This is a genomic window from Lonsdalea quercina subsp. quercina, assembly GCF_000688695.1.
Classification (GTDB): Bacteria; Pseudomonadota; Gammaproteobacteria; order Enterobacterales; family Enterobacteriaceae; genus Lonsdalea; species Lonsdalea quercina_D.
Genome location: NZ_JIBQ01000007.1, coordinates 121342 through 147506, shown reverse-complemented (window position 1 = coordinate 147506; position 26165 = coordinate 121342). Strand labels below are relative to the sequence as shown.

Genomic DNA, 26165 nt, shown 5'->3' with positions numbered 1-26165 from the left:
ACGCTGTCGAATTGGAGCCTTAGGCCCCGCGAGTTTTAACGACGAGCACCACGTAGGACAGCACGGCCAGCACGTAACATCCCAACATCACCAGCGCCATTGACGTGGCGCTGGTGCCCGCCAGTCCGGTCAGCGGCACGCTTAATGCGCCGAGCGCGAACATGCTAAGACCAATGAGCGCAGAAGCGCTTCCCGCCTGATTCCCCTGACTTTGCATGGCCAGCGCTGAGGCGCACGGGCCAATCACGCCAATCATCGCGACGGCAAAAAACAGCGGCACCAAAATCCACACGAGCGATGCCTGCGTCAGACCGGCGGTGAGCAGTATCGCGGAGGACAGCACCGCAATCGTCAATCCCACGCGAAGAACGCGCTCTTCCTGATGGTTCCGGCTAAAACGGGCGGACAGCTGTCCGGCGACAATCAGGCCGATGCCGTTCAGGGCGAAGCACAGGCTAAACATCTGCGGGCTCAAGCCGTAGATTTGCTGCAGCACAAACGGGGATGCCCCGATGTAGGCGAACATCCCGGCGCCAGACAGGCCCTGAGCGAGGCACATTCCCATAAACTGACGTTCTTTTAGCAGACCGCCGAGCGACGACAGCATTGCGCCGAGTCCGCCGCGAATGCGGCGATCTTGCGGCAGCGTCTCGTGCATACGGAATGCCGACATCAGCAGTAAGATCATGGCGACAATCGCCAGCGAGATGAAGATGCCGCGCCAGTCGGTCATCCCCATTAACGCGCCGCCCAGCACCGGCGCAAATATCGGCGCCAACCCATTCACCAACATCAATAACGCGAAAAAGCGGGTCAGCTCATGCCCGGCGTACAGATCGCGGGCCACGGCGCGCGACAACACGGCGCCGCCGGCTCCGGCGATGCCTTGTAACAGACGTGCCGCCAGTAGTTGATGAATATCGGTGGCGAGGGCGCACCATATTGAGGTAGCCAGCAGCAGCGCCAGCGAAAACAGCAGGGGACGCATTCGGCCGAGCGTATCGCTGAGCGGCCCAAAAATCAGCTGGCCGCCGCCGAGCCCCAGCAGTCCGGCGGTCAGGCTAAGCTGCGCGGTCGAGTTGGAGGTGCTGAGCTCGTTCGTCAACTGAGGCAGCGCGGGCAAATACAAATCGGTGCACAACGGGCCGAGGGCGGCGAGGGAACCCAGCATGAGCGCGTAGCCCAGACGGGTAGGGGCGTTTTTTTTCATAGAGTCTCTTTTTCAAAAAAAAGCAGGGTGACGATGTGTTGATACGGCGCATGTCGCGGCGACCGAGCAGCAGGGGATGAAAGCCGTGTGCGCCTAAATATGTCCTGCGCCCGTGCGGCATGTGTTCCACCTGTGAGGCGATGGAGGCCTGCGGGAGTCGTTGACCGCGTGTCTCCAGCATCTGCGCCTCGGGCGAACATAGGAATCTGTCCAGCCTTCGGGCTTCCCGTCGTGTGTGGTGCCTGACAGGCTCTGACGACTTCGTACAGCACGGCCTTGTCGTCGCTACGGCGGTATGTCTTATCACCGTAGCGATGACTGACCGGTCTGTTCGGTCTGTGTGCAGAGTGATGAAAATCTTGTTTCTGCGGAGAGTTGCGCGGCTTCTTCTCTTCGATGTCAGCGTCCTTGTGGGTGAACCTGAGGGAGAAGGGCGCGATGCCTGGAGCGGCGGCATCGACAAGGTCGGCCTTACCGGCACCGTGGAAGCCCGCTTGGCGAAAACCCGGGCGCGCCACGGCGCGGAAGAGAGCCAGCCGCTCGCGAAAAGGTAAATTGTTGCGGGTATCTGACGGCATTAACGGCTCCGGGACAAACTGCGGAAATTCATTATGTTGTCGAATTCCCCAGATGAGAATGATAGGCGTGATCGCTGGATAAGACAAATCGTGCGGCATGTCGCGCCAGAAGACGTCCGATGGTTTTCCGCTAGCGGCTGGGAAGGGGATATCTGTACTGGCGAGACCCTGCTTTACCTCTATGCTTACACCATGGAGCCGCAGGCCCGCACGACGCGCTCCTGAGCGCGTTTCAAAATAGCATAACCAAGGTTAAGTGATTGTAAAAAAAGGCATTAGAGAAGCTAAATATTCTGCGAACTATTTCGTACGGACATTTGACCCGCCTTCCGGCATATCGCATTATGGGCGCGCTTGCGGGGGCCGTGGGACGGTCATTTCCCGCCAGTCAGCCTTCGGCGCGGTATGTCTCGGTGAGGTCATCACACCTTGTGTTCGCAATGGCGCAAGAGGGATGGCCTGCCAAGCGCGCCACAGTGAGCGCGCTGTGCGACCTGACATGCTCCCCGTTGGGGATTCAAAACAATTATAACCATCGCGCCGTACCTCAGATCCCGTTCAGAGTGGCCGAAACGCCTGCGCAGCATCGTGCGCTGTCTCTGGCGGTGGGAACGGCCGAGATCAAGGGACTACCATGATAAAAGCTACACGCAGCCTGCTGGCACTTGCCGGCTTTTTTTTGAGTATCGGTTATGTACAGGCTTCGGACTGTATTGAAACCCGTGCTGGCTTCGACATCGGCTCCGGCACCACCAAAGCGATGGTCGCGGAGGTGGACGTCTGCCATGGCGTACTCGGCAATGTCTTGTATCAGAGCGAACAACCGGTAGGCTACAACGCGGATTTGGCGCGTTCCCTCAACGGCGAGTTGAGCCCGGCTATCGCCAACGAAGGGTTGGCGACGCTGCAGTCGCTGCTCCACGCGGTGAATCAGTGGCATCCGACCCGCATCAGCGGCGTGGCGACGGAGGTTTTCCGCTCCGCCAGCAATGGCGAACAGGTAATCGCCGACTTTGAGCGCAACACCGGCCTTTCTATCAAGGTGCTGAGTCAGGAGCAGGAAGCGCTGTTGGGATTCCTGTCGGCGAAGGCCACGCTCAATCAGCCCGCGTTGAGCAACAGCGATATTCTGGTGTGGGACATCGGCGGCGGTTCCATGCAGATGACCAGCTTCGAACCGGTCAACGGACATCTGCGGCCGGTCGTCTATCTGGGTAAGCTTGCGGCGGTCAGCCTCAAGGACATGATCATTGATGTCTTCCAGAACAAGGATTTGCGAGCGGTTACCTCCCCCAATCCGGTCGGCGATCAGGCGCCGATGATCCTGCGCTTCATCCGTTTCTATGCGACGACGCACGTTCAACCTGAGATCCGTCTTGCCGCTGCACGCAAGCTGGTCGTCGGTATCGGTGGGGTGCACAGCTACTCCATTTCCGGGCAGCTCGGTACCGGCCGCAACAGTTATCGTCTGGAAGAGTTGAAGAACATTATCGGAAAAAAAAGCGTCATGGATGACTCGCAACTACAGGGCAAATACAAAGCCACAGACGTGACTAACCTGCTCCTGATTGAAGGCTTTATGGAAGCGCTCGACATTGCGGAAGTTCACGTCGTGAAGGCCAGTCTGATTCAGGGCGTGTTGCTGCAGTAATCTTCTCGCTTCCCTCTCGTTGCGCAGAGACCGTCTTCCGGGAGGATGTCGGCCTCTGCACAATTCACCTGTCGTCCTTACCCGCTAGTAGCCAACCGCCGATCCCGCGGGTCGCCGGGAGTCATTGGCGCCATACAGATAGCCTTCGCGCACTTTATCGGACACGGCAGAGTCATTGCCCGAATTGGCGGGCTCCACGCCTTGGATACCCGGAAGACCGACCATAATCAGCTCGGCGGCGCCCCAGGGCGTTTGTTCGACCATCTTATATCCGCGTTCCGCCAGCAGCTTCAGCGTATCGGCGGACAAACCGCGGCGTTCGTAGTAGACCTCGTCCGGCAGCCACTGATGATGGATGCGCGGCGCATCCACCGCTTCCTGCGGCGTCATCCCAAAGTCGATGATATTGAGCGCCGTTTGCAGGGTGATGCTGATAATGCGCGAGCCGCCGGGCGATCCCAGCACCAAGAAGATCTTCCCGTCTTTGGTGACCAGCGACGGGCTCATGGATGACAGCGGACGTTTCCCGGGCGCGATGGCGTTCCGTTCCCCTTGGACTAATCCATAAAGGTTCTTTTCCCCCACTTTGGCGGTGAAGTCATCCATTTCATCGTTCAGGAAGAAGCCGGTGCCGGGGGCGATGACGACTGCGCCGAAACGCCCGTTGACGGTATAAGTGGTTGACACCGCATTTCCTTGATTGTCGACGATGGAATAGTGGGTGGTTTCCGGCTTCTCGCGCGGTTCAGCGCCGGGTGTGACCTGCGTCGACCGGGTGGCCTTCTCCGGGTCGATCTGGCTGCGAATCTCCGCGGCGTACGTTTTGCTCAGCAGATGGTCAATGGGGTTGCGTACAAAGGCAGGATCGCCCAGATAGGTATTGCGATCCTTGTAGGCGTGGCGCAGCGCCTCGGTCAACGTGTGGATCGCCTGCGCGGAATTAAACCCCATGCTTTTGAGATCATAGCCTTCCAGAACGTTCAGCGTTTCACACAACGTCACGCCGCCGGAGCTGGGCGGCGGGGAAGAGATGAACTGATAGCCCCGATAGGTGCAGCTAATCGGCGCGGTTTCTGTGACCGTATAGCGAGCGAAGTCCGCGGCGGTGATGATTCCGCCGCCTTTTTTCGCCGCCGCCGCGATGTTGCGCGGCAGCTCTCCCTTGTAGAAGGCGTCGGGACCGCGATCGGCGATGCTTTGCAGCGTGCGGGCTAAATCTTTTTGCACCAGCCGGTCGCCCGGCTGCATTGGCGACCCATCGGGACGCAGGAAGAGACGAGCGGCTTCCGGGTCTTGTCGGAAACGTTTCACGGTCGTGTTCATGATATCGGTGTCGCCGCGGTTCAGGATAAATCCTTCGCGCGCGAGCTTGATGGCCGGCGCCAGCAGCTGCTGACGGCTCATCGTGCCGTATTTTTCACGAGCGGTCTCCAGCCCCATGACGGTGCCGGGTACGCCGACCGCCAGATAGCCGTAGAGGCTGGCGCCGGGCTTCACTTTTCCTTCCGCATCCAGATACATATCGGCTTTGGCTGCCGCCGGCGCGGTTTCGCGGAAGTTGATGAAGGTATCTTTACCGTTCGCCAGATGCACGGTCATAAAGCCGCCGCCGCCGATATTGCCGCAACAGGGGTTAACCACCGCCTGGGCGTAGCCGACGGCGACCGCCGCATCCACCGCGTTCCCACCCTGTTTCAGAATATCAACGCCAACCTGCGAAGCCAGGTGCTGCGAACTCACCACCATGCCCTGTTTCGCCTCTACGGCTGGAATGGAGACCGCATAGGCCGGTCCCACGGTCAGTAGTCCTGAAAGGCTTAATGCTAACCACCCTTTTCCTGATGTCATCCCTAGCTCCTGTCGATGTAGTACCTGTTCTGTTGGTTTTATATCCGGCAAGGCTATCCGCCGGTGATTAAACAGCATACGGAGCCGTCCACGACGAGGGAACCATTCGTGAGCAGAAAATTGGCCATCAAGTACCAGGGCGTGATGCAAAAGAAAACGGCCCTGTCTTAAGGGCCGTTGGCGCGAACGAGGACGTCAGACCGTCGCGTTTTCCGGTGCGGCGACCACCTCGACCAGGCAGCTCATGGCGTTGGGTCCCTGGGTGAGGGAAGAGGTACCGATATCCAGCGTCAGCACGTTCGCGTTGCCGGATTTCTCCACCTTGTCCCACTCCTTCTGCTCCCAGCCCGGATCGAACCAGGCGCCGGTGGACATGATGACCACGCCGGGCGTGACCCCGTCGGTGATTTTGACCCCGCCGTAAATGCGTCCGCGCGCGTTATGCACTTCAACCTGCGTGCCGTCGGCGATATTGCGCGCGGCGGCATCCTCTGGGTGCATATAGAGCGTTTCTCGCCCGGCGGTCATGTTGGCGGCGACCTGCGGCGTGCTGCCGAGCTGGCTGTGCAGCCGGTCCGAGGGCTGGATGGAAATAAAGTGAAGCGGCCATTTTTGCGCCATATCGGCGCCCAGCCATTCGACCGGCGGACGCCACTCGGGATGCGGACCGAAGTCATCGTAGCGGTAGCCAGCCAGCGTTTCGCTGAACAGTTCGATTTTACCGCTGGGGGTCTTCAGCGCGTGCTGCTCCGGGTCATCGCGGAACGCTTCAAAGAACACGAACGGTTTGTCGTCCATCGGAATTTCGACGAAACCCTGATGCCAGAACGCCTCGAAATCCGGCCACGCCTGTCCCGTGTCGCCCTGACGTTCGCGGCACTGCTGGTACATCATCGCCAGCCAGTCGCGCTCGTTGCGGCCCTGCGTGAAGTCGTCTCCGTAGCCCAGCCGTTCCGCCAGCTCACTGAAGATATCCACATCGTTACGTGCGTGATGCTGGGGCGCAATGGCCTGATGCATGGCGAAAATGTAGCGATCCCGCGAGGAGCCGCCGATGTCGTTGCGTTCCAGCGTGGNGGTGACCGGCAGCACGATATCGGCCATGCGGGCGGCGGGCGTCCAGACGATATCTTGCACGACCACGGTATCCGGCTTGCGCCAGCCTTCCACCAGCCGGTTGAGCTGTTGGTGATGGTGAAACGGGTTGCCGCCCGCCCAGTGGATCAGATGGATATCCGGATAGGTGTGCGTCTGGCCCTGGAACGTATAGGGCTGGCCGGGCTGCAATAGCATGTCGGCGATGCGCGCGACGGGGATAATGCTGCCGCGATTCGGCACGGAAGGCGAGGCCGGGGCGGGGGTGGCGATCCGTTCGTTGCCGACGCTGTTCATCGAGCCGTGTCCGAACGAGAAGCCGCCGCCGGGCAGGCCGACCTGACCCAACATGGCGGACAGGGCGATCATCATCCAGTAGGGCTGCTCGCCGCGATGCGCGCGCTGTACGGAGTAGGAACAGGTGATAAAGCTGCGCACGCCGATGAGTTGTTGAGCAAGCCGCGCGATCCGCTCGGCTGGAATACCGGTGATGGCGCTGGCCCACTCAGGCGTTTTGGGCGTGCCGTCGGTGCGGCCGTCGAGATAATCGCTCAGCGCCTCGTAGCCCACGCAGTAGCGTTCGAGAAACGCGCGATCATCAGCTTCTCGACGGCGGATCTCAAATCCCAGCGCCAGCATCAGCGCCACGTCGGTGTTGGGGCGAATCGGTATCCACTCCGCGTCGACGAACGCCGGGCAGTCGTCGCGCATCGGACTGATGTTGATGACCGGGATCCCTCTGGCCTTGAGCGTCTCCAGCGCGACTTTCAGCGTGTGCTGACCCGCGCCGCCGGAAGCCACCTGCGCATTTTTCAGCGCCAGACCGCCAAAAGCGATAAACAGCTGGCAATGATCCGCCACGCTGCGCCATTCGGTGACTTTCCCGGTGAGCGGATGGAAGGTGCCGATGACGTAAGGCAGGAAGAACTGCGCCGCGCCCCAGCTGTAGTTGCCCGCCTGATCGACCGCGCCGCCGCCGCTGAAGTAAAAGCGGCGCACCTGGGAGCGCGCGTGGTGATAGCGTCCGGCGGAAGACCAGCCGTAGGAGCCGGCGAACAGACCGTCTGCGCCATAACGGTCGCGCACGCGCCGGTTTTCTTCGGCCACCAGATCCAGCGCGACGTCCCAGTCCACCTCCACAAACGGCTCTTTGCCGCGCAGCGAGGTGTCGCTGTTTTCCCGTTTAGCCAGCCAGGAACGGCGGACGGCGGGTTTGCGGATGCGCTGCGGCGAATAGACCAGCGGCACAATGCTGTCGAGCATCGGAGACGGATCGGGATCGGCGGCAAACGGCTCGCAGCCAATCAGCCTGCCGTCTTCCACTACGGCCGTAAATGCGCCCCAGTGCGCGAGATGGGGGTAACGCGTGATTGTCATAGTGCCCTCGGAAAATCAGTGGTTTTTCCTCGCCGAAGAGCCGGCATGTATTGTCTGCGGATAATGATCCGGATAAGCAATAAACACGATGTGGACCAGATGGTAAAGAGGGGCGGCGCTTTTTTAGTGCAGCCGAATATCGCTTAAGGTGCATGTGGTTGATTTTTAATCACCTTGATGGGGTGGGATGATACCTCGGGAAGACCTTGAAGTGCGCGGGATGATGACACCTGACCGAGCGGCGTAATACCAGTTTCAGGCGCCGGTTCACCTTGCCAGCGGCAACCCCGGATTTGGCTGGTTCGGGCATGACGCTATCCTGTGTATGGTTGGTATAACCTTTGCTTGTGTAAAGTTGTGTATATTCACCTAAGGGATCACAGGCATATGAGCGACATAACCCATATCAATCAAAAACGCCGCGAGATGTTCAAATATTCAGGGGCGTTACTCGGTGGTTTGGCGCTGGCAGGGCTGAACAAATCGGCGCTGGCTTCCTCTATTACCAGCAGCAAAAGCGGCAGCGGCACCACGGAGTCGGTGATTCGCATCAACTACAACGAAAACCCGCTGGGGATGTCGCCCAAGGGGCAAGAGGCGGCCCGGCTGGCTATCGCCAAAGCCAACCGCTATCCCTACAAGGAAGAGGGGCTGTTGCAGGAGAAAATCGCCGGGCTGCACGGCGTGGATAAAAGTAAGGTGCTGATGCTGCAAGGCTCCTGCGAGGGGATTCGGTCCAGTTTCGAGGCCCTGGGCACGGAGAAAACCCAGTTGGTTATCCCCGAGCTGACTTACGAGGGCGGCCCTAAGTACGCCAAGGTCATGGGGATGAATATCGTTCGGTTGCCCATGTTGCCGGGCTGGAAGTTTGATATCGAGGGGATGAAAAAAGCGGTCGCGTCCTACGACGGTCCGACCATCGTTTACATCGTTAATCCCAACAATCCGACCGCCACTATCACGCCTGCGGATCTGATCGAGCCGTGGATTAAAAGCAAGCCGAAGGACACGCTGTTCCTGGTGGATGAAGCCTACGCCGAGTTTGTTAACGATCGCCAATTCCGGTCGGTGGATGGGCTGATCCGTGAAGGGTATGACAACATTATCCTGCTGAAGACTTTTTCGAAGATCTTCGCGATGGCCGGGATGCGCGCAGGCTATGCGATCGGCAATCCCGCACTTCTGACGAAGATGGCGAACTACAACACGTCCGAGTCGCTCAACTATTGCGCGATTGCGGCTGCCAGCGCTTCGCTCGATGACAAGGCTTTCATTAACTACAGCAAGAAAACCATTGATGCGTCCCGTCAGATTCTGATCGATACGCTGAAATCGCTGGATCTGGAGTATCTCCCGTCCGAAGCCAACTTCCTGTTCCACCGCATCAAGGTGCCGCTGGAGGGGTATCAGAAGCGCATGAAAGAACACGGCGTCTTGATTGGCCGGGCTTTTCCGCCCGCCACCGACTGGTGTCGCATTTCGATGGGGACGCCGGAAGAGATGCACACCTTCACCCGGCTGATGCGGGAGTTCAGAGCTCAGGGTTGGCTGTAGGCGTTTAACGGCGAGGCGTCAGATGCGGCCGATATGCCGCATCTGACGGAATCATGATGTTTCCCACCGCACCTCGTCGCCGAGGTACGTCAAGCCTTGACGGCGCGCTTGCTGGGGATGAGCGCGGTCAGCGGTTTTTCCACGACCCGGTAGGCAACAATCCCAAAGGCCAACGAAACCAGCGTGGTCAGAATAATCACCGCCGTTTGATTGATGTCGCTGACGGACAGCTTTTTCATCAACATCGACAACGTCATGGTGACGAAACCGTGCGCTAAATAAATAGAGTAGGAAGCGTCGCCGATGAGCATTAACGTACGGGAAGTCCACCCTTCCAAAGAGCAGGCGGAAAATAGCACGATGAAAAGCGGGCTGATATAAAAAACAACGGGCAGCCAGGTGGGTTGAAAGAGTCGGCAAGCCAGATAAAGGACCAGAACCATCGCGGATAATAAGAAGCCGTTTTTCACGGTCAATCGCTCGGATACAAAGAAAATAACCATTCCCGCCAAAAAATACAGCAGAATGGGGTTAGTCAATACTATGCTGGCGCCCGTATCCGCCGGGAGCCATTTCCCGATGAGAAAGGACAGCAGGAAACAGAACGAAAGGGTCAGCAATATACGGTTTTTCCTACCGAAGAAAATACACACCGCAAACAGGCAATAAAAAAACATTTCGTAAATCAGCGTCCACCCCTGAGACAAGATCGGGTTAATGCGCCCGTCCTCGCCGATGCGCGGCAACAGCAGGTAGGAGCTGAGGATTTTGCCCATATCAAAGTGATGACTCTTTAACGCCAGCCCGGCAAACCACAGCGCCAGCAAGGCGGTTGTCCAGAACCAATAAGGGGGAATCACGCGATTAAATCTGTGGATCAAAAATGTTTTCGCTTCTTGCGGCGACCAGATCTTTTTATACGTCGCCTTCATCATGATAAAACCGCTGATGATGAAAAAGATATAGACGCCCAACGTGCCGAGATCTTCGAGTCGGTATCCATTTTGAATACCGCCATCATAGATGGCCGTGGTGGTGTGCGCGAAAATAACCATGACGGCGGCAATACCACGCAAGTACTGTATATAACTCAGTTTTTTATTCATAGTAATGACTCTGAAACTCCGTGGGTCGGGGCTATTTCTGAGGCTCAGAGTAGGTGAAGCTATTTTCATTCTCAACGAAATACTACGCTTTCTAACCATAAACAGAATTATCTCTATTTCCCGACGTTGATTTCGTCGCGGCTGTTTTCATCCGGTCGTCACCTACCGCCGATGACGTCACTTTTACTTTCCCCCCATCGACGGAGGAGGTATTACTATCGGAACGTCTCTGTCGCCGACGCCAAACCGGGCTGTTCGCGACCTGTCGAACGGGGTTTCGACCCGCTTCGTCGTTTGTCTCTTCATCATCAGGAGTGTTGCCATGCGCCAGAACCGGGGATCGGATTACCTGCGGCCCTACCGCGACGATAGGTTGACGCCCTATATCGAGATCGACGATCGACGCTTGCAGCGGAATCTGCGGCAGATGCAGTTGAAGGCGGATGAGGCGGGCGTGAGTCTGCGACCCCACGTTAAAACGCACAAGAGCGTCGTGATCGCTCGTCGGCAGATCGCGGCGGGCGCAGTGGGGATCACGGTGTCCAAACCAAGCGAAGGCGTCGCCTTTATCGAAGGCGGCATTGAGGATGTGCTGCTGGCTTATCCGGTGATTATCCCCGAGAGCATTCGCGAGCTGTTGGTCGTGGCGGCCTATCGTCGGGCGCGGGTGTCTTTCATCGTTGCCGAACCGCTGGGGGTAGAAGCCATCGCCCGCGCGGTGCGGGAACAAGGTCACAATCCCGTCACGGTGTTTGTGAAGGTCGATGTGGGGTTGGGGCGGGTGGGCGTCAATCCGCATAGCGAAGACGGCGTCACGTTGGCGGGGCATGTCGCCCGCTGTCCCGAGCTGCGGTTCGGCGGCTTGGTATCCCATGCCGGTCATGCCTATGGCGCGTCGGGCATCACCGAAATCCAGACCATCGCGAAAGATGAAGCGACGCTGTTGCGTCAACTGCAGACGCGCATTCTGCAACACGGCGCGGTCAGCCGCTGTGCGCTCTCCACCGGGGCGACGCCGACGGCGCTGGGGGCGCCGATCGCACCCGGGACGGATGAGATTCGACCGGGCAACTACGCGCTGCTCGATTTAACGGCGATTCGGCTTGGACTGTGCCAACCGGACGATCTGGCGATGAGCGTCGTGGCGCGGGTGGTGGCCATTAACGACCGCTATGCGATTATCGATGCCGGTTCAAAAGCGCTGACGTCCGATCGCGGGCCTCATGGCACGGGCGCGGGNCATTGGGGGATTGCCATCAGCGAACATCTGCCGTTGGCCTATACGGTGGAGAAACTTTCCGAAGAGCACGGTTTTGTCCCGCATCAGGGACAGCCGCCGCGTTTGGGCAGCCTGATGCGGGTCTTCCCCAATCACTCCTGCGCGGTGATGGCCCAGTTCAACAGCTGGGTGTTGCGCGGGGAGGATGATGCGGGAGAGGTGATGCAGACGGAAGGACGGGGCTGCTTCCTGTAGCAGGAGAAAGCGGATGGCGGCAATAAGGCCGCCTGCGCGCGTCGTATTGTGAGCGCCGTTACGCCGTTTCGGTCTCCGGCGCGGCGACGAATTTTTGCTGGCCTTGCTCTTTCAGCCAGGCCATCAGCGCCTCGCTGCTCATCGGGCGAGCATAAAGATATCCCTGCATCAGCTGCACGCCGCACCGTTTGAGGTAGTCATATTCATAGGCGGAGTTGACCCCCTCGGCCACCATTCTAAGCGCCAGACGGTGGCTGAGATTGATGATCGCATCCAGCACCGGCGTGTCCCGATTCGCGGATTCGATCGTACCGATGAAGCCTTTGTCTATTTTGAGATAGTCCAGCGGAAACATTTGCAGGTAGGACAGGGAGCAGTGGCCCGTCCCGAAATCGTCCACCGCGATCAGAATGCCCTCGCTCCGAAGCTGCGTTAGCTTCTTCACCACGTCATGCGTATCGCTGATCAGGCTGCGCTCCGTCAGTTCCAGCGTGATCTGAACGCGTTGGGACCGCAGCGTTTTCGCCAGCTGGCGGATATCATTCACGAAGTTGGGATGGTGAATATGCGCCGCGGCCACGTTAATCCCCAGCCGAAAATCCTGCGGCAACGTCCACTGGCTCACGTCGGCGGCCAGCAGTTTAAACAGATGATGCGTCAGCGGAATAATCAGCCCCTCGTTCTCGGCGGAGGGGATGAAAATGTCGGGGCTGATGGTGCGACCGCCCGGTCTAAACCAGCGCAGCAGCGCTTCCGCGCCGATACAGCGTTCCGTTTTGATATCGTACAACGGCTGGTAATAGACAGAAAACTCATTGGATTGGATCCCTTTGCGCAGCTCATCGCGCAGCGACATCTTGCGTTTTTTCCAGGATCGTACGATGTAGATGAAGGTCAGCGACAGAAACAGCGACAGCGGCAGGAACGTCAGGAAATCATTGAACCAGTCTTGCTGGATCTCCTCCGGTTGGACCTCGGCGCTGACGATGATCGGATAACGCTTGGAGGCGCGTTCGTGAAACAGCGGCGAGATAAACCAATGCGGCGTTTGACTCTTTTCGCCTTCCTGGACACGAAAACCGCCGTTGAACTGAACGGTCAGATAATAGGGGCGGGCGTTATTGATAGCGCTCATGAAGTCGAGCAGATACTGACCGTCGACCACCACAAATGCGCCGTAGGTTGGCGAAAATTGTCGGGTAAAAATGATGGCGGGGCGGGAGGCCACGCCATGCGTACGCGGCACCGATATGCTCCACATTTCGGGCTGTACCGCCGGTAACGGATACTGGATGATCTGCGTCAGCGGGACGACCCGTTCGCCGGAGACGGAGGAGCAGTACATATCCTGCCCGCGCAGCAGCCCCATCGAGCGGAAATAGGCGGAAAGCGTGCCTTGCCTTATTAGATCGTTAAGTACCGAATCACACGATTTCCCTTCCAGAGGCGCGAGCTTGGCCACCTGATTCCAGGCCATGCTGTTGATCGTTTCTGCCTGATGCAGAATCACCTGTGTCGTCGCTTCCAGGTCGCGCTTTACGTCCTGTCTGGCGATGATATAGCTAAAGATGATGCCGAGAATCAGGGGAAAAATGGCGGCTGCAAGGAGTCCTGCTCTGTATTTACGAGCCTGAATGCGACTATACACGACCAAGGAAGCCTCCATTCTACAGGTGATTCAGAACATGATTGCTGATTCGAAAAGGGAGGGAAACAGCGAAAAGCGGTTCTATACCAGACGCATTATGTCAGAAATCTTTATGCGACAAGTGTAGCACCGGCCGTCCTGCCGAGGGAAAAAGTTGTTGAAGCCAATAGGGAAAGAATTGACCTGCCGTACGGGCAGGTCGGGGAGAGTAGGCGCTATCGCGGCGCGGCGACCGCGCCGGTAAAGACGCTATTTAAAGTCTGCGTAAGGCGTCATCGGCTGGATCGGCATATCCATATCGCCTTGCCAGCCAGCTTCCGAATAGCGCAGATAGAGGAGCGCATGGCTGGGCGTATAGTCCTTGGCTTTCTGGATATCGACGCCGAGGCCCAGCGTCCAATGTTCCGTCAGGCGTCGTTCCACCTGTGCCTGTAAGGTGTAGCCGATCCCCTGACTGCTACCGTTGGACGAGGCCTGATCGCTGAAAAATCCGGGGTAGACCGGATAACGCCGCTGACCGGCGGTTTTCGAACGAGACCAGGATACTGAACCGCCCAAATCCAGCGACCAGTTTTCCATACGCTGCCGATACGTGACCGGCACCCCCAGCGACAGATAGCGCTGCGGACTGTAGTAGCCGCCCTGACCGTAGGTGTAACCGCTGAGATCTTTCTGGTAACGCCAAAACATACTGTTGAAACCGACGGNCGCGCGGCGATGATCTTCGTTGATCAGCTTGTAGTAGTATCCCCCCATCAGGCGTTGGCGCTGATTCCCGGCGACATTTTTACCGTCGATGCGATGCGCGCTGATGTCTCCCCACAGACCGTGGTCGCCGCCGCGATCGTAGCTCAGGCCGACCGAGCCTCCCGTCGCCACGACGCCGCCCCAGGTGTTGCTGTTGCCGCCGCCTGGGTTCCGCGCGCCGGCGAATGCCAGCAGCGAGCTGGAGATAGGACGGCGGGAAGCGGTGAGAGTCACGCCCACATCGTGGACGTCGGTTTTGCGGCTAATACCGCCGACCCAGTTCAGGACGCGAAACCCTATCGGCGTCGTTCCTACATCCGCGCTCCAGTCCTGATTACGCCAGCCCGCGCCCAGCGCCACGCCCTCCGCGCGTTGTGTCCGATCGCGGCTGCAGCCGGAGTCCGCGCAGGTGCCGAACAGGCTAGTATGCGTGCCGTTGGCGGCGCTGAATTGCCCCGCGGAGACGGCGACGTGGTCTGCACGCAGGAATCCTCGCCCGTCGGCAACCGGCGTTTCCCCTTGCAGCATGGTGGTATGCGCGGTGAAGTCGGATTGACCGCCGGTCCCCTTGTTGCGCGAATAATCCTGCGCCACCGACAGCGTGGTGTCCTGCTGGCGATAGAGCGACGCGGCGTCGGCACGCACCGAGCGCTGTAGCCAGCTGTCTTGCGGGCGCAGGCGAGTCAAGGCGGTGAAGGCGGCGTTATCGCTCGGCGGGGCCGGGGTGATGCCGCTGTCGACCATGGCTTGACGATAGTCCTCCCGCGCCTCGTCGGGATGCCCTTGTTGGCGGGCGAGGTGGGCGGCGTCACGGTAAACCCGCGCGCCGTCCGGGGAGGGCGGCGTCTGCTCGGCGCGGCGCTTCAACTGCGTATACAGTGAATTGGCCCGCTGTGGTTCGCCCAGCCGCCACCACAGATTGGCGGTACGCCTGCCTTGATCCAGCGAGGGTTCGACGGGGCTTGCCGACAGCGTATTCAGCGTCGTCTGCGCCTCCTGTCCACGGCCCAGAGCGGCGAGCGCTTCTGCCTGACCGATGCGCGCGTCGCTATTAAACCGGTCTTGCGTCAGTACGTGCTGATAGCCGGTTAGCGCCGTATTCGCCTCTCCCTGCTCCAGCGCCCAGTCGGCCTGCACGATGTCGCGGCGCGGCGTATCGGGCAGCGTGGACAACAGGCTGTGCGCCTGCGCATCCCGTCCGGCGGCGTGCAGCGCGTAAGCGCGGGTATAAATCTCTTCCTGCTGCAGACGGGTCATCAGATCCTGCAGGCTCTGCTCACGACGTGCTTCCGGCACGCTGTTCAGCAGCGCCAGCGCGCGATGGGCCCGATCGCTGCCGGACAAATAGAGACTGTAGGCGTAGAGACGAGTGGCGTCGTGCGGTTGCTGGCGCGACATCGCCTCCATTTCACTGTCGGCTTCCTGCGGCTGTCCGGCGGCGCGTAGCGCGGTGGCCAGACGGTAGTGCAGCCAGACATCATTCGGCGCGAAGCCGATCGCCTCGCGGTACTTCTCGACCGCCAGCGTCCAGCGGGATTGGGCGGCAAGACGGTCGGCGTCGGCCCGCAGCGTGTCGCTGCGCAGCGCGTTGAGGGTGGCGAGCAGGGCGTGTTTTTGCGCGGGTGTGAGTCCGTTCTCGATAAACGCCATCGCCTTCTGCGGCGACTCCTGCTGGTAGAGCGCCACCAGCCGCCGCGCCGCCGCGGCGTTGCTGTCCATCTGCAGCGCCTGACGGTATAGCTGTTCCGCCGCGCTGGGATGATGGCGAGCCAGCGCCACGTCGCCGAGCCCGATCACCGCATCGCTATCGCCGTCATCCAGTGAACGCGCCTGCCGGTACTGTCGCTCGGCGGTTTCAAGATCCCGCGCGGCGAGCGCGCTGTCTCCGGCATCAAGAGCTAGCCAGTAGCGAGTGGATTGCAGCAGGCTTTGCCATTTGGCGACCTTGAGGCTCATGCTGTCGGCCTGGATAGCCTGCTCGAAATAGCGGACCGCGGCGGCGCGCTGATTGCTGCGTGCCAGCGCCTGTCCCATCGCTCCCAGCACTTCGGCGTCCTGGGGATTGGCGCGCAGCGCCTTCTGTAGCGCCGGGATGGCCGTCGCGCCCTCGCCCTGAGCGATGCGGATCAGACTGGCGGCGCGCTGTTGAAAGACCGGGTCGGCCAGCAGCGCCTGCTGACGCGTAAGCTCCTGTCGCCCGTTTTGGTACTCTTCGCCGCTGGTGAACACCGTCAGATAGTCGCGAAGTTGCGCCACGCTGTCGTCGGTAACCGGCTGCGCTTTGATGTATTTAAGCCACAGCTCGGCGGCGTCATCGCGCCCGCGGGCATTGTCGGCCAGCGCATGGATCATGGCGACGGCCTGCGGCACATCGTCCTTTGAGAACAGCATCCGGGCAATCTGCATCCGTACGCTGACGCTGCCGGGGTAGCGCCGCTCCAACGCCTGTAGCTGTTTCAGCGCCAGCGGCTCCTGACCAGGAATGCGCGCCACCAGCCGCCAGTATTCATAGGCGGTGTCCACGGTGGGGTAGACGCCGTGAAACAGCGCATCGTAGCCCGCTCTCGCCTCCACCAGACGACCTGAGGCCGCGAGCAGACGAGCCTCTTGCCACTGCTGACGGCCTTCTGCCGTCGCCAGCATCATACTGACCGCGGACTCCCGGGCGGCCGCGGAATTCGGCGCCTCGGCGTTCAGCCGGTCCATGTAACTCTGTGCTTTGGCTCTGTCGCTCTGCATCAGCGCGTGCCGCAACAGGGCGGCGAGGACGTCCGGGTTATCGGGCGCGATATTTTCCAGCCGATAGAGCGACTGCTTCACCAGTTCCAGCTGGTGAGTGGTTTCCCCCATCCGAACCTGTTGCAGCAGCCAGCTGACGGGCGGAATGCCGCGCTGGTTATTCGTCACGGGCGCAGCGACGGCGGAGACGGCGGGCGCGGCGGGCAGTCCGGCGAGGGCAGGCAGCATGAATCGCAGCCAGTTTATCTTGATGTTACGCATGTTTCTTTCCAGGCGGGGATGACATCGCCGTGCGGCGAAAAGCGGAAAAAGNGGCTGTCCCAACCGGTGCCGAACAGGGTCAGAACGGTGCGGTAATAGGCCTGTTCGCTAAAAGGGGTATTCCACACTCTTTGGCGTTGGTCGGACAGGGCGGGTGAGGGTTGGAGCAGCGGCAGCAGCGCGGCGGAAAAGCCGACGTTGCCGAGTGGGTCGCCAGCGGCATGACTGACGTTGACGCGTTCCGGCGGCGCGCCGTGGGCTTCCACATAGCGGGCCATCGGCATAAACGCCTGCAACAGCGGCGTCTTGTCCGGGTCGCCATCCTCCAGCATTCCGGCCCAAAGATAGACCCGAATGGCGTTGTAGCTGCCGATCGGGCCTTTGGTCTCATCGAAATGCCAGCCCGCTCCCGATGTCCAGACGATCCAATCCGGCGAGAATCCGCGCGGCGCGGTATCGATCAACAGCTTGATTGTCGTGCGATGCAGGCGAGACCAAAGGCTGGATTGCTCGGCGAAGCTGACCAGCAACGGCGGCGGCAGATAGCTTGGATTCACCGTCCAGCTTGTCTGGGACGCAAAGCCATGTTTGCCCGGCAGCAGCACCGGGCCGAGATCGGGGATCTCGGCCGTTTCTTCCCGGGCGATGCGCTGGAGCAGCAGGGTGCCCATGACCTGATAAGTGCGGCTTTGCCACAGCTTTCCGGCCTGTAACAGCGAATAGGCGATCCACAGGTCGGCGTCGGCGGCGGAGTTATCGTCCAGCAGCGTCTCGCGACCGGTCGCGGCATCGCGTCCCCACAGCCAGCCGGGTAGATGCAGCGTCAGATCGCCGTTCGCCAGATGGGTTTCCGTCCAGGTCAGTATACGGTCGAAGCTGTCGCGGTCATTCGCCGCCAGGGCGAAAAACAGCGCGTAGCTTTGTCCTTCGGAGGTGGTGATGGGGTCGCCCTCGTGGGGATCGATGACCTGACCGTCGGCGCTGATATAGGCCTGCCGGAACTGCTCCCACTGCGGCCAGCGGCACTCCGCGGTTGTGACGCTGCTGAACAGCAGCGCCAGCAAACCACAGCAGTAAACGGTCAGCCGTTTCACAGCGACGCGTCCTCGTCGTCGAGGCGGCGCTGGCTGATACGGCGCATCAGTCGCCAGGTCATGAGGGCCAACAGGATGACCATGAAGACGGCGAGGGAGGCCAGCCAGACGGGATGAGACGCCATCGCGCTCCAGATGCTTTCCCACCACGGCAGGTAGCCCACGAACCAAGTATCGCCCACGCGAAGGCTATTGACGCCGGACTCGCGAATAATGGAGACGGCGCCGAAGATGGCGGCGCGTTTGCCGGTATCGTTCAGCGCGTCATTCAGCAGCGCGTAGGCGCGCGGGGTATCGGCCAGCAGCGCGACGACGCTGCGCTGATCGTGGTAAGGGGACTGGAAACTGACGATAGCGGCCATCGGACCCTCGGACAGGATCGTGGTCTGGCTTTCCGCCTTACGCTCGGAGGCGGCGACCGACGTATCCAGCGCCATTTGACGCAGCGGCTTTTTCACCCAGCTTTTGGTGGTGTCTACCAGCAGATTGACGTCGTGACCTTCGCGCAGATTATCCGGCAGACCGCCGATCATCAGCAGATCCACGTCCTGGTTTTCAGCCTGCTCCCAGTCGTCTGCGATGCGAACGTTGAGGGCCGGGAAGCCGGTCTGTGCGCCGATATTGCCCATTACGTTAAGCAGCGTGCTGATTTGGGCCGGCTGCGGGTGCGCGTTCACTAGCAGCAGCGTCTGCGACAGGTCCGCATGGCGGCTGAACGGGAAGCCCGCGTTAGCGAAGGCGCGCAGCGACGGCATTTCCAGATAGTGACGATAGCCGGAGAAGTCGACGGTCGAGTCGCCGTCGATCACAACGTGGTTGGCGACCGGCATCACGGTTTCGCAGCGCTCTTCCTGAATACCACCGATCTGGTGGGCGGCGTAGTCGAAGTCAAAACGCAGCTGGTTCGCCGCCCCGAGGCGCAGCGCAGGCAGCGTCACCGCCGTATTGGTGTCCTGCTGTCCCTGAATCAGCGGGACGTGCAGCAGCCACTGTCCGCTGCTGTTTTTCGTCGTCAACGGCACGTCCTGCACAAACTGATTGTTCAGGTTCACGGCCAGGCGAGAGCCATCGTTCTGACGCGGCGAGGTGTAGCGGTACATCACGTTCATGTCGATGCTGCGCTCGCGCACCAGATACAGATCCGGCGGCAGTCTCAGCAGCAGGGAGATCGGTGAAGGCTGCAACCCGTCCGACTGGAACTGCGCGTCATATTGCTGCAGCTCGGAGAAACGGGTCGGGCGATCGGTATGCGCCCAGTTCGGCGCGTCGTAAGGAAGACGCGGCGCTAACTGACGGACGTTGTCGATGGTGGCGGACTGGCCGCGCAGCAGGACATCGCCCTGAGCGATCCCCTGAACGGCGGTGATCAGATCGCTGTCGTCCCGGCCCAGTACCAGCAGCATTTTGTTGTACGGATCGTCCGGTTGGCTGAGGATCTCCACGGTGGGTTTGTCGACCAGCGGATAATCTTTGAGGAAGTCCGGACGATGCGCGTTGGTGGCGAATACAACGGCGTGCTGATGCGACGGCAGCTGGTTATACAGCACCGGGAAACGCTGTCCGCGCCAGTCGGCTTTGACGCCGAACCAGGACGCCAATATGGCCGCGGCGCGCTGTTCGGTCGTCGAAGGGCGGGCGGAGAAGACCACCGGCAGCTGAAGCGGCTGAGTGTCGCGGCTGTCGAAGAACGGCTCCGGGAAGTGGGACAGGTCGTTCTTGAGCGGCAGCTTCTGCAACGTCAGTTTCATCGCGCTGTCCTGACCCACCGCCATCCAGATAGCCGTGTTGGTGGTGTTTTCGCACTGGTTGGTGTAGTGGCCGACCAGCGACAGACGGACGCGGTTGAAGTCGGTGATAAAACGCGGGTCCAGTTCCAGCTGGGTCTGGTTATTTTTGCCCAACTGTTCGGCCGTGATGGGGACGATGCCCACCAGCGCGTCGTTAAGAAACACCTGTAGATGCGACTGCGAGGGCAGCAGCGCGGGCGACGGGCGATAGCTCAGTTGCAGTACGGCCCGGGTGACCAGCTCATCGCTGCGCACGCCGAACTCTATCTGACCGTCCGGGCGCATCCCTTGCAGTTGGAAGCTGCCCGGCGGAGGCGCCAGACGACTGAACGGCAGCAGGCTGTCGCGTAGCGGCGCCGTCGTCTCCGTCTGCTCGGACACGCTCTGCGGCGCGGCATTATCGATGGCGGCAACCGTATCCGCCGGGGCGGCATGCTCGGAGAGCACGTCCGCATGAGTCATTGGAGAGAGTCCAAATAGTATAAAAGTGAACCAACGTAATCTTCTTGTCATTGTGTCATCATCAGTGAGGTCATGCCTTCTGGCCGGACGCGCCGGCAGAGTTGATCCTGACCTGTTGGGGAAAAAATGAAGCCATCCAGGCGACGAACGTCGTGAGCATCATGAACAGCCGCCGTAATCGGGGCGGTCCGTACTCAGCCAGACGTAAGTAACCTTTGAAACCCAGTACGGCGATATCCGCGAGGCTATGCAGGGGTTTGTCCTGAGGGAAGCTGTCCTGCCACAGCGCCCAGGTGTCGGCGCGGGCAAACGTGCATTGGATAAAGTCGACCTGCTGTTCGGTCGTCAGATTGTGCAGCCGAATCCCGGCGGCGCGTCCCAGAACGCGTTGGACGTAGCAGGGGAAGTAGAACTCCTGACCGTCTCGTTGCAGTATCAAAAACACCTTCTCTTTCGCGCGCAGCGCCAGTTCGTCCCGCAGCTCCACGCCAACGCCGCCGTCCGAGTAGTCGCGCAGCGTGCAGGGCAGCATATGACCGTTTTCCCGCGCCAGCGCGGCGGGCATATCGATGTCCACACGGTGCGACTCGCGCAGCTGCCGGGCTTCGACCGCGACGGAAACGGCGCCGCCGAGGATCACCATGTTGTACAGCACCCAGATCAGGCTGACGACCACGGTCAGCACCTCGTTCTGCGGACCGTAGTACAGCCGCCAGAACGCCATGACCAGCCCCGCCAGATTCAGCAACACCAGCATGACGTAGGGGCGCGTGATCACCCAGTCGAGGTGTTTCTGGGTCACCAAACCGCCTTTAGCGGTGACGTTGAACGTGCCCTTGTTGGGGTTGAACAGCGCGACGGTGGTGGGCCGGGCGATATACCAGGCCAGCACGGTTTCATACACCTCGCTCCAGAACGAGTGACGATAGCGTCCCTGAATGCGGGAGTTGGTCAGACTGGTGTGCAGCATATGCGGCAGCACGTAAATGGCGATGGCCAACGCCGGCGCAAAGATGATGTAGGCGTGGCACAGCAGGAAAGCCAACGGAGCCAGCAGGAAGATCAGCCGCGGGATGCCGGAGAGAAAGTGCAGCATGGCGTTGGCGTAGCACAGCCGCTGCATGAAGGTCAGCCCTTTCCCCATCAGCGGGTTGTCCAGACGAAAAATCTGTACCATGCCGCGCGCCCAGCGGATGCGCTGGCCGATATGCGCGGACAGGCTCTCCGTCGCCAGCCCGGCCGCCTGCGGGATGCGGATATAGGCCGACGAGTAGCCAAGCCGGTGCAGACGCAGCGAGGTGTGCGCATCTTCCGTGACGGTTTCGACGGCGATGCCGCCGATCTCATCCAGCGCACTGCGACGGATGATGGCGCAGGAGCCGCAGAAGAACGTGGCGTCCCAGACGTCGTTGCCGTCCTGAACCAGTCCGTAGAACAGGGTGCCTTCGTTCGGCGTACGGCGAAAACGGCCCAGGTTGCGTTCGAACGGGTCCGGCGAGAAGAAGTGATGCGGCGTTTGCAACATCGCCATCTTCGGGTCTTTCAGGAACCAGCCCATCGTCATCTGCAGGAAGGAACGCGCCGGCACATGATCGCAGTCGAAAATGGTGACGTATTCGCTGCTGCAGGCGGTGCGCAGAGCGTGGTTGATGTTGCCTGCTTTGGCGTGTTCGTGGGTGGAGCGCGCGATATAGCGAACGCCGATGCTGTCGGCGAACTCGCGAAACTCCGCGCGGTCGCCGTCATCCAGTACGTAGATGGTCAACTTGTCCTGCGGCCAGTCGATGCCCAGCGCGGCATAGAGCGTGGGTTTAACGACGCTGAGCGGTTCGTTGTAGGTGGGGATCAGCAGATCGACCGTCGGCCAGACCTTGGGGTCGTCGGGCAGGGCGACCGGCTGGCGGTGCAGCGGCCACAGCGTCTGAAAATAGCCCAGAACCAGTACGCCCCAGGCGTAGGTTTCCGCGACGACCAGCAGGAGTCCGAAGACCAGACTGACCGGGTCGTCCCAGTTAAGCGTCGAGCTATAGCGCCACCAGAGATAACGGCAGGAGACAGTCAGCGACAGCATGATCAGCATGATGGTCGGCAAACGGCCGGGCAGCCGACGCACGACCATCGCCATGCCCCACAGCAACAGGACGAAAATAAACTGGGTGGTGATATCGAACGGCTGCGAGATGCATAGCAGTCCCAGCAGCCCGACGAGGATCGCGCAGCCGATGAGGGTGAGCCGTCGCAGCCAGCGCGGCAGCCGACTGACCCGGCGCTCGGCCCGCGCGGGGAGCCGGCGCTGGGAAGCGCGCTCCGGCAGGCCGTCAAGCCAACGGTAAAGACGCCGACGACCGTTCAGCAGCCAACTGAACGACGAACGCTGCGCGTCACTAGGGAAAAACAGCAGCAGCCAGGCCAGTTGCAGCAGGTAACGCAGCGCGTCCAACGGTCGCGGCCGCTGCGAGGCGATATGCGGAAACAGCTGACGCTGTTCGGCGATAATGCGCTGCCAGACGGGCGTTTCCAGACGACAGAAGGTCCATGCCAGCACGACCCATAGACAGTGCAAACACGCCGTCGGGCCGGACACGCCCTGGTGACGATAGCTGCGGTAGCGGCGCTGCAGCGCCTGATGAATCGGCGGGCAGAGCAGCCAGCGTAATACATTCATGCCTTTTGCTCCGTCACGTTCAGGAGTAGCCAGGCGGCCAGCGTCGCCACCTCCTCCGCCGCCAGACTGGATGGGCGATACTCTCCCACAGGCTGCTTCATCATCATCGCTTCGGAAAGGGCTTCATCCTGATGGACGATGACCGGGAGCAGCGATTGCAGCGTGCTGCTCCACAGCTGGTGCAGATCCCGCTGTACGGCGCGGTTGACGTTGAATTGGTTGATAAGATACAGGTGGTTGGCGTCGACGAGGTCGTGATACAGCCGCAGATGGCAGTTGGCGTCCGGCGTGATCACGCGAATCATCCGGTCTGCCGCGTGCAGCAGTGGCTGCGTTAACGGAAGCGGATGCGCTGGCACATCCAGCAGGATCCAACGGTAGTCCTGACGCAGGGCGTTCAGGCGATCGTCGATCCAGGGCTGAAGGAAATCCGACGACGTCTGATAGCGCATCTGCTCCTCGGCGTCCAAGCGGCCGAACGGCATGAAGTCGAGGCCGGCGAGATAGCGCAGGGCGTTTTCCCGCCAGTCACCGTCGTCCAGCGTTGCGCGCATCCAGCCGTCGCAGTAGGACACCGGCGTGTTGAAATGGGTGCCAAGCTGATTGGCGGGAGAAAAGTCCAACGCCATGACCGATTCCCCGCTCTGGTTAAGAGCCCAGGCCAGCGCGGATGTGAGTGCGGTGGTTCCGGTGCCGCCGCGTATTCCCTGGAAAGCAATTATTGGCATGAGTCACAAATCTCTCGCTGCTTGGAATTAAATTCATGCAGTAGAGACCAGCGTGCAATAACTCTGGCCAGACGATTTTCTCTGGCAATATCGACATACCGAATAGGCGCTAATGAAAAAACTTTATTCAATATGGCAATGTCATTTTGCGGCTGTAAGCAACCCGCGTTTTTATAAACAGCGTTTTCTCTTTTCATCGTCCACTGATGGTTATCGTTTTATATGTGATTAAGAATAAAGCTTTTGGCTTTATTACAATTATCGGATTAATCTGTATTGTGATCTAAAAGGTGGTCGAGGGCCATAATTAATGGGATAAAGATGTAATGGTTGTTGTGTATCTTACAATTATTTTAAAATTAACGACAAGTGATAACGTCGTTTCAATCTCCTTATTATAAAAAATAATCTATGAAATATTTCTCTATGTTAGGAATAGAACAGGTGCCGGATGAATTAATGGTCATGCAGCCGGCAGGTTGTTATTGGGTTACGGTTCAACGGCAGGAAGACGCTATTGCACTGGCGCGGCAGGTCATGGGCGCCCAGGCAGCGGTGACGCTGCTCAGCTCAGCCACCGCGCCGCAGGAGCTGCTGACTCCGCCGCTGACTTCAGGGCCGGATCGTATTCCGATGTATTCATTACCGCAAACCAACAGAGCATTATTGAAGTTGGATAAAGATTTTCTACGTCTATTTTCATCTTCATCTAATCCTCAATTGGTTTTGTTTTATACCGAGGTTAGTGATTGGGACAAATTAACTTCTTCAGAATTGTCTGAGTGGTTAAAAAGAATAAAAACCGCATTAAAAAAGAAAAAGATTTCATTGCTAATTATTACTTACGGAAGAAAAATAATCTCCCTCGGTGATCATCTGCATGGCCTATTTTGTTATTTAAACGGTTTTTCCTGTCTCGAATATCAGAAAGATAATTGGAAATACAGAATACATTGGTGGTATAACGCTACGCGATTGTTGGCAGACAGACAGTTAGCGTTGAATTTTGAGCAAAATCGTTTTTCTTTGATGAAACAAGACGAGAAAAACACGCCATTAACCTTAAATGACGAACATATTTTTATTGCCGAACGCAGCGTATTGGAAGGGGCGCCCCCCTTATCGAACCAGTGGCAATTACATGACGGCAACGAGCGGGTTTATGCGCAGGCCGAAGGGGCTGATTCCGCCACGGTGATTTTCTGCCTTAGCCACAACGATCAGACCGGCGGATTGGCTCGCCATATCCACCGACTGCGCAGCCTTCGCGGCACCGGGCTGAAAATTGTCGTGCGCGAGATGGAAGTCGGTCAGCGTCAGAATGATGAGCGCCTGCTACTGGCCTGCGGGGTCAATATTATTGTGCCGTTCGGCACCTCGTTGTCGCGCTTTCTGATGATGCTTGAAGGGTTGCAAGGGCAACGTTATCAGCGCTATGTGCCGAAAGATTTCAGCGTACTGCGGAAGCTACAGCAGCCGCTACGCCAGAAAGGGTTCATGCCTCTGGAGACGTTTTGCCATACGGTGACGCTGCTGATGAACGACCCGCTGCTTCCGGAAAACAGCAAGGGCGTGCTGGTGGCGTTGACGCCGGTGAGCCAGCTGCGGGCGGAGCAGGCTTTGACGCTGTGCAAAACCCGGCGTAACGGCGATGTGTTCACGGTGATGGATAACTGCCTGTATATCTTCCTGTTTTCCTGCAATCTGCACGATCTTAAAACGGCGCTGGCGTCCATCTTCCCGCTACCGTACGACGAGATGTTCTCCGACCGTCAGGTCTGGTGTGAAGATTTGCCGATTCTGTCGGAAATTCGTCTGATGGGCGCGAGGGCTCCGCGTACGCATACGCCGGCGACTGCCGCGGCCGCGAGCGCGATGAAAACGACGTCGGCACCGCCTGCGCCACGACGGGTGCCGCAGCGCATCGCGCTGGCGCAGAGCAAAGGAGAGGCCAAATGAACCTGATGGGAATCATGCAGGCAGGCATTCTCTTCCTGCTGACAATTTTAGTATTGAGAACGTTTTTTCCTCGCTGGCTGTCCGCACGTTGGCGGGGCTTTATTTATCGTCTGACGCCGTCGCGCACGATGAAATATGTGGGAACCTGGCGGCGAAAATCTTCACAATCGGATGTGAAATAA

General features: G+C 59.5%; 18 protein-coding genes. 7 read left to right on the top strand and 11 right to left on the bottom strand.

Features of this window, described 5'->3' with window-relative positions; genetic code table 11:
* Positions 1-19: 19 nt before the first annotated feature.
* Positions 20-1210 carry a multidrug effflux MFS transporter gene (locus SB13_RS08365; protein WP_026739908.1) on the bottom strand — a complete coding sequence of 397 codons (1191 nt, stop codon included), beginning with the start codon at positions 1208-1210 and terminating at the stop codon, positions 20-22.
* Positions 1211-1560: 350 nt separating this feature from the next.
* Between SB13_RS08365 and SB13_RS17765 the strand changes: the two genes are divergently transcribed.
* The 3 genes from SB13_RS17765 (at position 1561) to SB13_RS08350 (ending at position 3439) form a co-directional block, all read left to right on the top strand.
* Positions 1561-1764 (top strand): hypothetical protein, encoded by a 204-nt coding sequence (locus SB13_RS17765; protein ID WP_152545823.1) that lies wholly within the window; start codon positions 1561-1563, stop codon positions 1762-1764.
* A 464-nt stretch (positions 1765-2228) separates the two neighbouring features.
* Positions 2229-2426, top strand: coding sequence for a hypothetical protein (locus tag SB13_RS08355; protein WP_026739906.1), 198 nt, complete (start codon positions 2229-2231; stop codon positions 2424-2426).
* Positions 2423-3439, top strand: a complete 1017-nt coding sequence (locus SB13_RS08350) for a Ppx/GppA phosphatase family protein (RefSeq protein WP_026739905.1) — start codon at positions 2423-2425, stop codon at positions 3437-3439. The genes SB13_RS08355 and SB13_RS08350 overlap by 4 nt, the downstream gene beginning before the upstream one ends.
* 84 nt (positions 3440-3523) lie before the next feature.
* Here SB13_RS08350 and ggt read toward each other — a convergent pair whose 3' ends face one another.
* Both ggt and SB13_RS08340 read right to left on the bottom strand, forming a co-directional pair.
* On the bottom strand, positions 3524-5287 hold the full coding sequence (gene ggt, locus SB13_RS08345; RefSeq protein ID WP_026739904.1) for a gamma-glutamyltransferase: 1764 nt from the start codon (positions 5285-5287) through the stop codon (positions 3524-3526).
* A gap of 195 nt (positions 5288-5482) precedes the next feature.
* On the bottom strand, positions 5483-7759 hold the full coding sequence (locus SB13_RS08340) for a molybdopterin-dependent oxidoreductase (protein WP_026739903.1): 2277 nt from the start codon (positions 7757-7759) through the stop codon (positions 5483-5485).
* Positions 7760-8146: 387 nt separating this feature from the next.
* Here SB13_RS08340 and SB13_RS08335 point away from each other — a divergent pair, with 387 nt between their 5' ends.
* Entirely contained in the window at positions 8147-9313 is a 1167-nt protein-coding gene (locus SB13_RS08335) for a pyridoxal phosphate-dependent aminotransferase (RefSeq protein WP_026739902.1), read from the top strand.
* An 89-nt stretch (positions 9314-9402) separates the two neighbouring features.
* On the opposite strand, the gene SB13_RS08330 is transcribed toward SB13_RS08335, so the two are convergent.
* Positions 9403-10419: an acyltransferase family protein gene (locus tag SB13_RS08330; protein ID WP_026739901.1), complete on the bottom strand. Its 1017-nt coding sequence runs from the start codon at positions 10417-10419 to the stop codon at positions 9403-9405.
* A 322-nt stretch (positions 10420-10741) separates the two neighbouring features.
* Between SB13_RS08330 and SB13_RS08325 the strand changes: the two genes are divergently transcribed.
* Positions 10742-11893 (top strand): alanine racemase, encoded by a 1152-nt coding sequence (locus SB13_RS08325; RefSeq protein ID WP_026739900.1) that lies wholly within the window; start codon positions 10742-10744, stop codon positions 11891-11893.
* Between the two features lie 58 nt (positions 11894-11951).
* On the opposite strand, the gene SB13_RS08320 is transcribed toward SB13_RS08325, so the two are convergent.
* From SB13_RS08320 to bcsR, 7 genes are all read right to left on the bottom strand, one after another.
* Positions 11952-13541, bottom strand: a complete 1590-nt coding sequence (locus SB13_RS08320) for an EAL domain-containing protein (RefSeq protein WP_235202391.1) — start codon at positions 13539-13541, stop codon at positions 11952-11954.
* Positions 13542-13790: 249 nt separating this feature from the next.
* A complete protein-coding gene (gene bcsC, locus SB13_RS08315) occupies positions 13791-17288 on the bottom strand; it encodes a cellulose synthase complex outer membrane protein BcsC (protein WP_026739899.1) in 3498 nt (1165 codons plus the stop codon).
* The gene (bcsZ, locus tag SB13_RS08310) at positions 17270-18382 is read right to left on the bottom strand and encodes a cellulose synthase complex periplasmic endoglucanase BcsZ (RefSeq protein ID WP_026739898.1); all 1113 of its coding nucleotides are present in this window, start codon (positions 18380-18382) and stop codon (positions 17270-17272) included. The genes bcsC and bcsZ overlap by 19 nt, the downstream gene beginning before the upstream one ends.
* The gene (bcsB, locus tag SB13_RS08305; protein ID WP_026739897.1) at positions 18379-20682 is read right to left on the bottom strand and encodes a cellulose biosynthesis cyclic di-GMP-binding regulatory protein BcsB; all 2304 of its coding nucleotides are present in this window, start codon (positions 20680-20682) and stop codon (positions 18379-18381) included. Before bcsB ends, bcsZ begins: the two co-directional genes overlap by 4 nt.
* 19 nt (positions 20683-20701) lie before the next feature.
* Entirely contained in the window at positions 20702-23296 is a 2595-nt protein-coding gene (gene bcsA / locus SB13_RS08300) for a UDP-forming cellulose synthase catalytic subunit (protein WP_026739896.1), read from the bottom strand.
* Positions 23293-24024 carry a cellulose biosynthesis protein BcsQ gene (bcsQ, locus tag SB13_RS08295; RefSeq protein WP_026739895.1) on the bottom strand — a complete coding sequence of 244 codons (732 nt, stop codon included), beginning with the start codon at positions 24022-24024 and terminating at the stop codon, positions 23293-23295. Before bcsQ ends, bcsA begins: the two co-directional genes overlap by 4 nt.
* Entirely contained in the window at positions 24015-24221 is a 207-nt protein-coding gene (gene bcsR, locus SB13_RS17275) for a cellulose biosynthesis protein BcsR (protein WP_072000230.1), read from the bottom strand. The genes bcsQ and bcsR overlap by 10 nt, the downstream gene beginning before the upstream one ends.
* Before the next feature lie 214 nt (positions 24222-24435).
* Here bcsR and bcsE point away from each other — a divergent pair, with 214 nt between their 5' ends.
* On the top strand, positions 24436-25983 hold the full coding sequence (bcsE, locus tag SB13_RS08290; protein WP_026739894.1) for a cellulose biosynthesis protein BcsE: 1548 nt from the start codon (positions 24436-24438) through the stop codon (positions 25981-25983).
* Positions 25980-26165: a cellulose biosynthesis protein BcsF gene (locus tag SB13_RS08285; protein ID WP_026739893.1), complete on the top strand. Its 186-nt coding sequence runs from the start codon at positions 25980-25982 to the stop codon at positions 26163-26165. Before bcsE ends, SB13_RS08285 begins: the two co-directional genes overlap by 4 nt.

Coding starts and splice junctions, on each gene's coding strand:
- SB13_RS08350 (WP_026739905.1), top strand. CDS start 2,423: ATGATAAAAGCTACACGCAGCCTGCTGGCACTTGCCGGCTTTTTTTTG.
- SB13_RS08335 (WP_026739902.1), top strand. CDS start 8,147: ATGAGCGACATAACCCATATCAATCAAAAACGCCGCGAGATGTTCAAA.
- SB13_RS08365 (WP_026739908.1), bottom strand. CDS start 1,210: ATGAAAAAAAACGCCCCTACCCGTCTGGGCTACGCGCTCATGCTGGGT.
- SB13_RS08355 (WP_026739906.1), top strand. CDS start 2,229: ATGGCGCAAGAGGGATGGCCTGCCAAGCGCGCCACAGTGAGCGCGCTG.
- bcsQ (WP_026739895.1), bottom strand. CDS start 24,024: ATGCCAATAATTGCTTTCCAGGGAATACGCGGCGGCACCGGAACCACC.
- SB13_RS08330 (WP_026739901.1), bottom strand. CDS start 10,419: ATGAATAAAAAACTGAGTTATATACAGTACTTGCGTGGTATTGCCGCC.
- SB13_RS08285 (WP_026739893.1), top strand. CDS start 25,980: ATGAACCTGATGGGAATCATGCAGGCAGGCATTCTCTTCCTGCTGACA.
- SB13_RS17765 (WP_152545823.1), top strand. CDS start 1,561: ATGAAAATCTTGTTTCTGCGGAGAGTTGCGCGGCTTCTTCTCTTCGAT.
- bcsR (WP_072000230.1), bottom strand. CDS start 24,221: ATGAAAAGAGAAAACGCTGTTTATAAAAACGCGGGTTGCTTACAGCCG.
- bcsA (WP_026739896.1), bottom strand. CDS start 23,296: ATGAATGTATTACGCTGGCTGCTCTGCCCGCCGATTCATCAGGCGCTG.
- bcsE (WP_026739894.1), top strand. CDS start 24,436: ATGAAATATTTCTCTATGTTAGGAATAGAACAGGTGCCGGATGAATTA.
- bcsB (WP_026739897.1), bottom strand. CDS start 20,682: ATGACAAGAAGATTACGTTGGTTCACTTTTATACTATTTGGACTCTCT.
- ggt (WP_026739904.1), bottom strand. CDS start 5,287: ATGACATCAGGAAAAGGGTGGTTAGCATTAAGCCTTTCAGGACTACTG.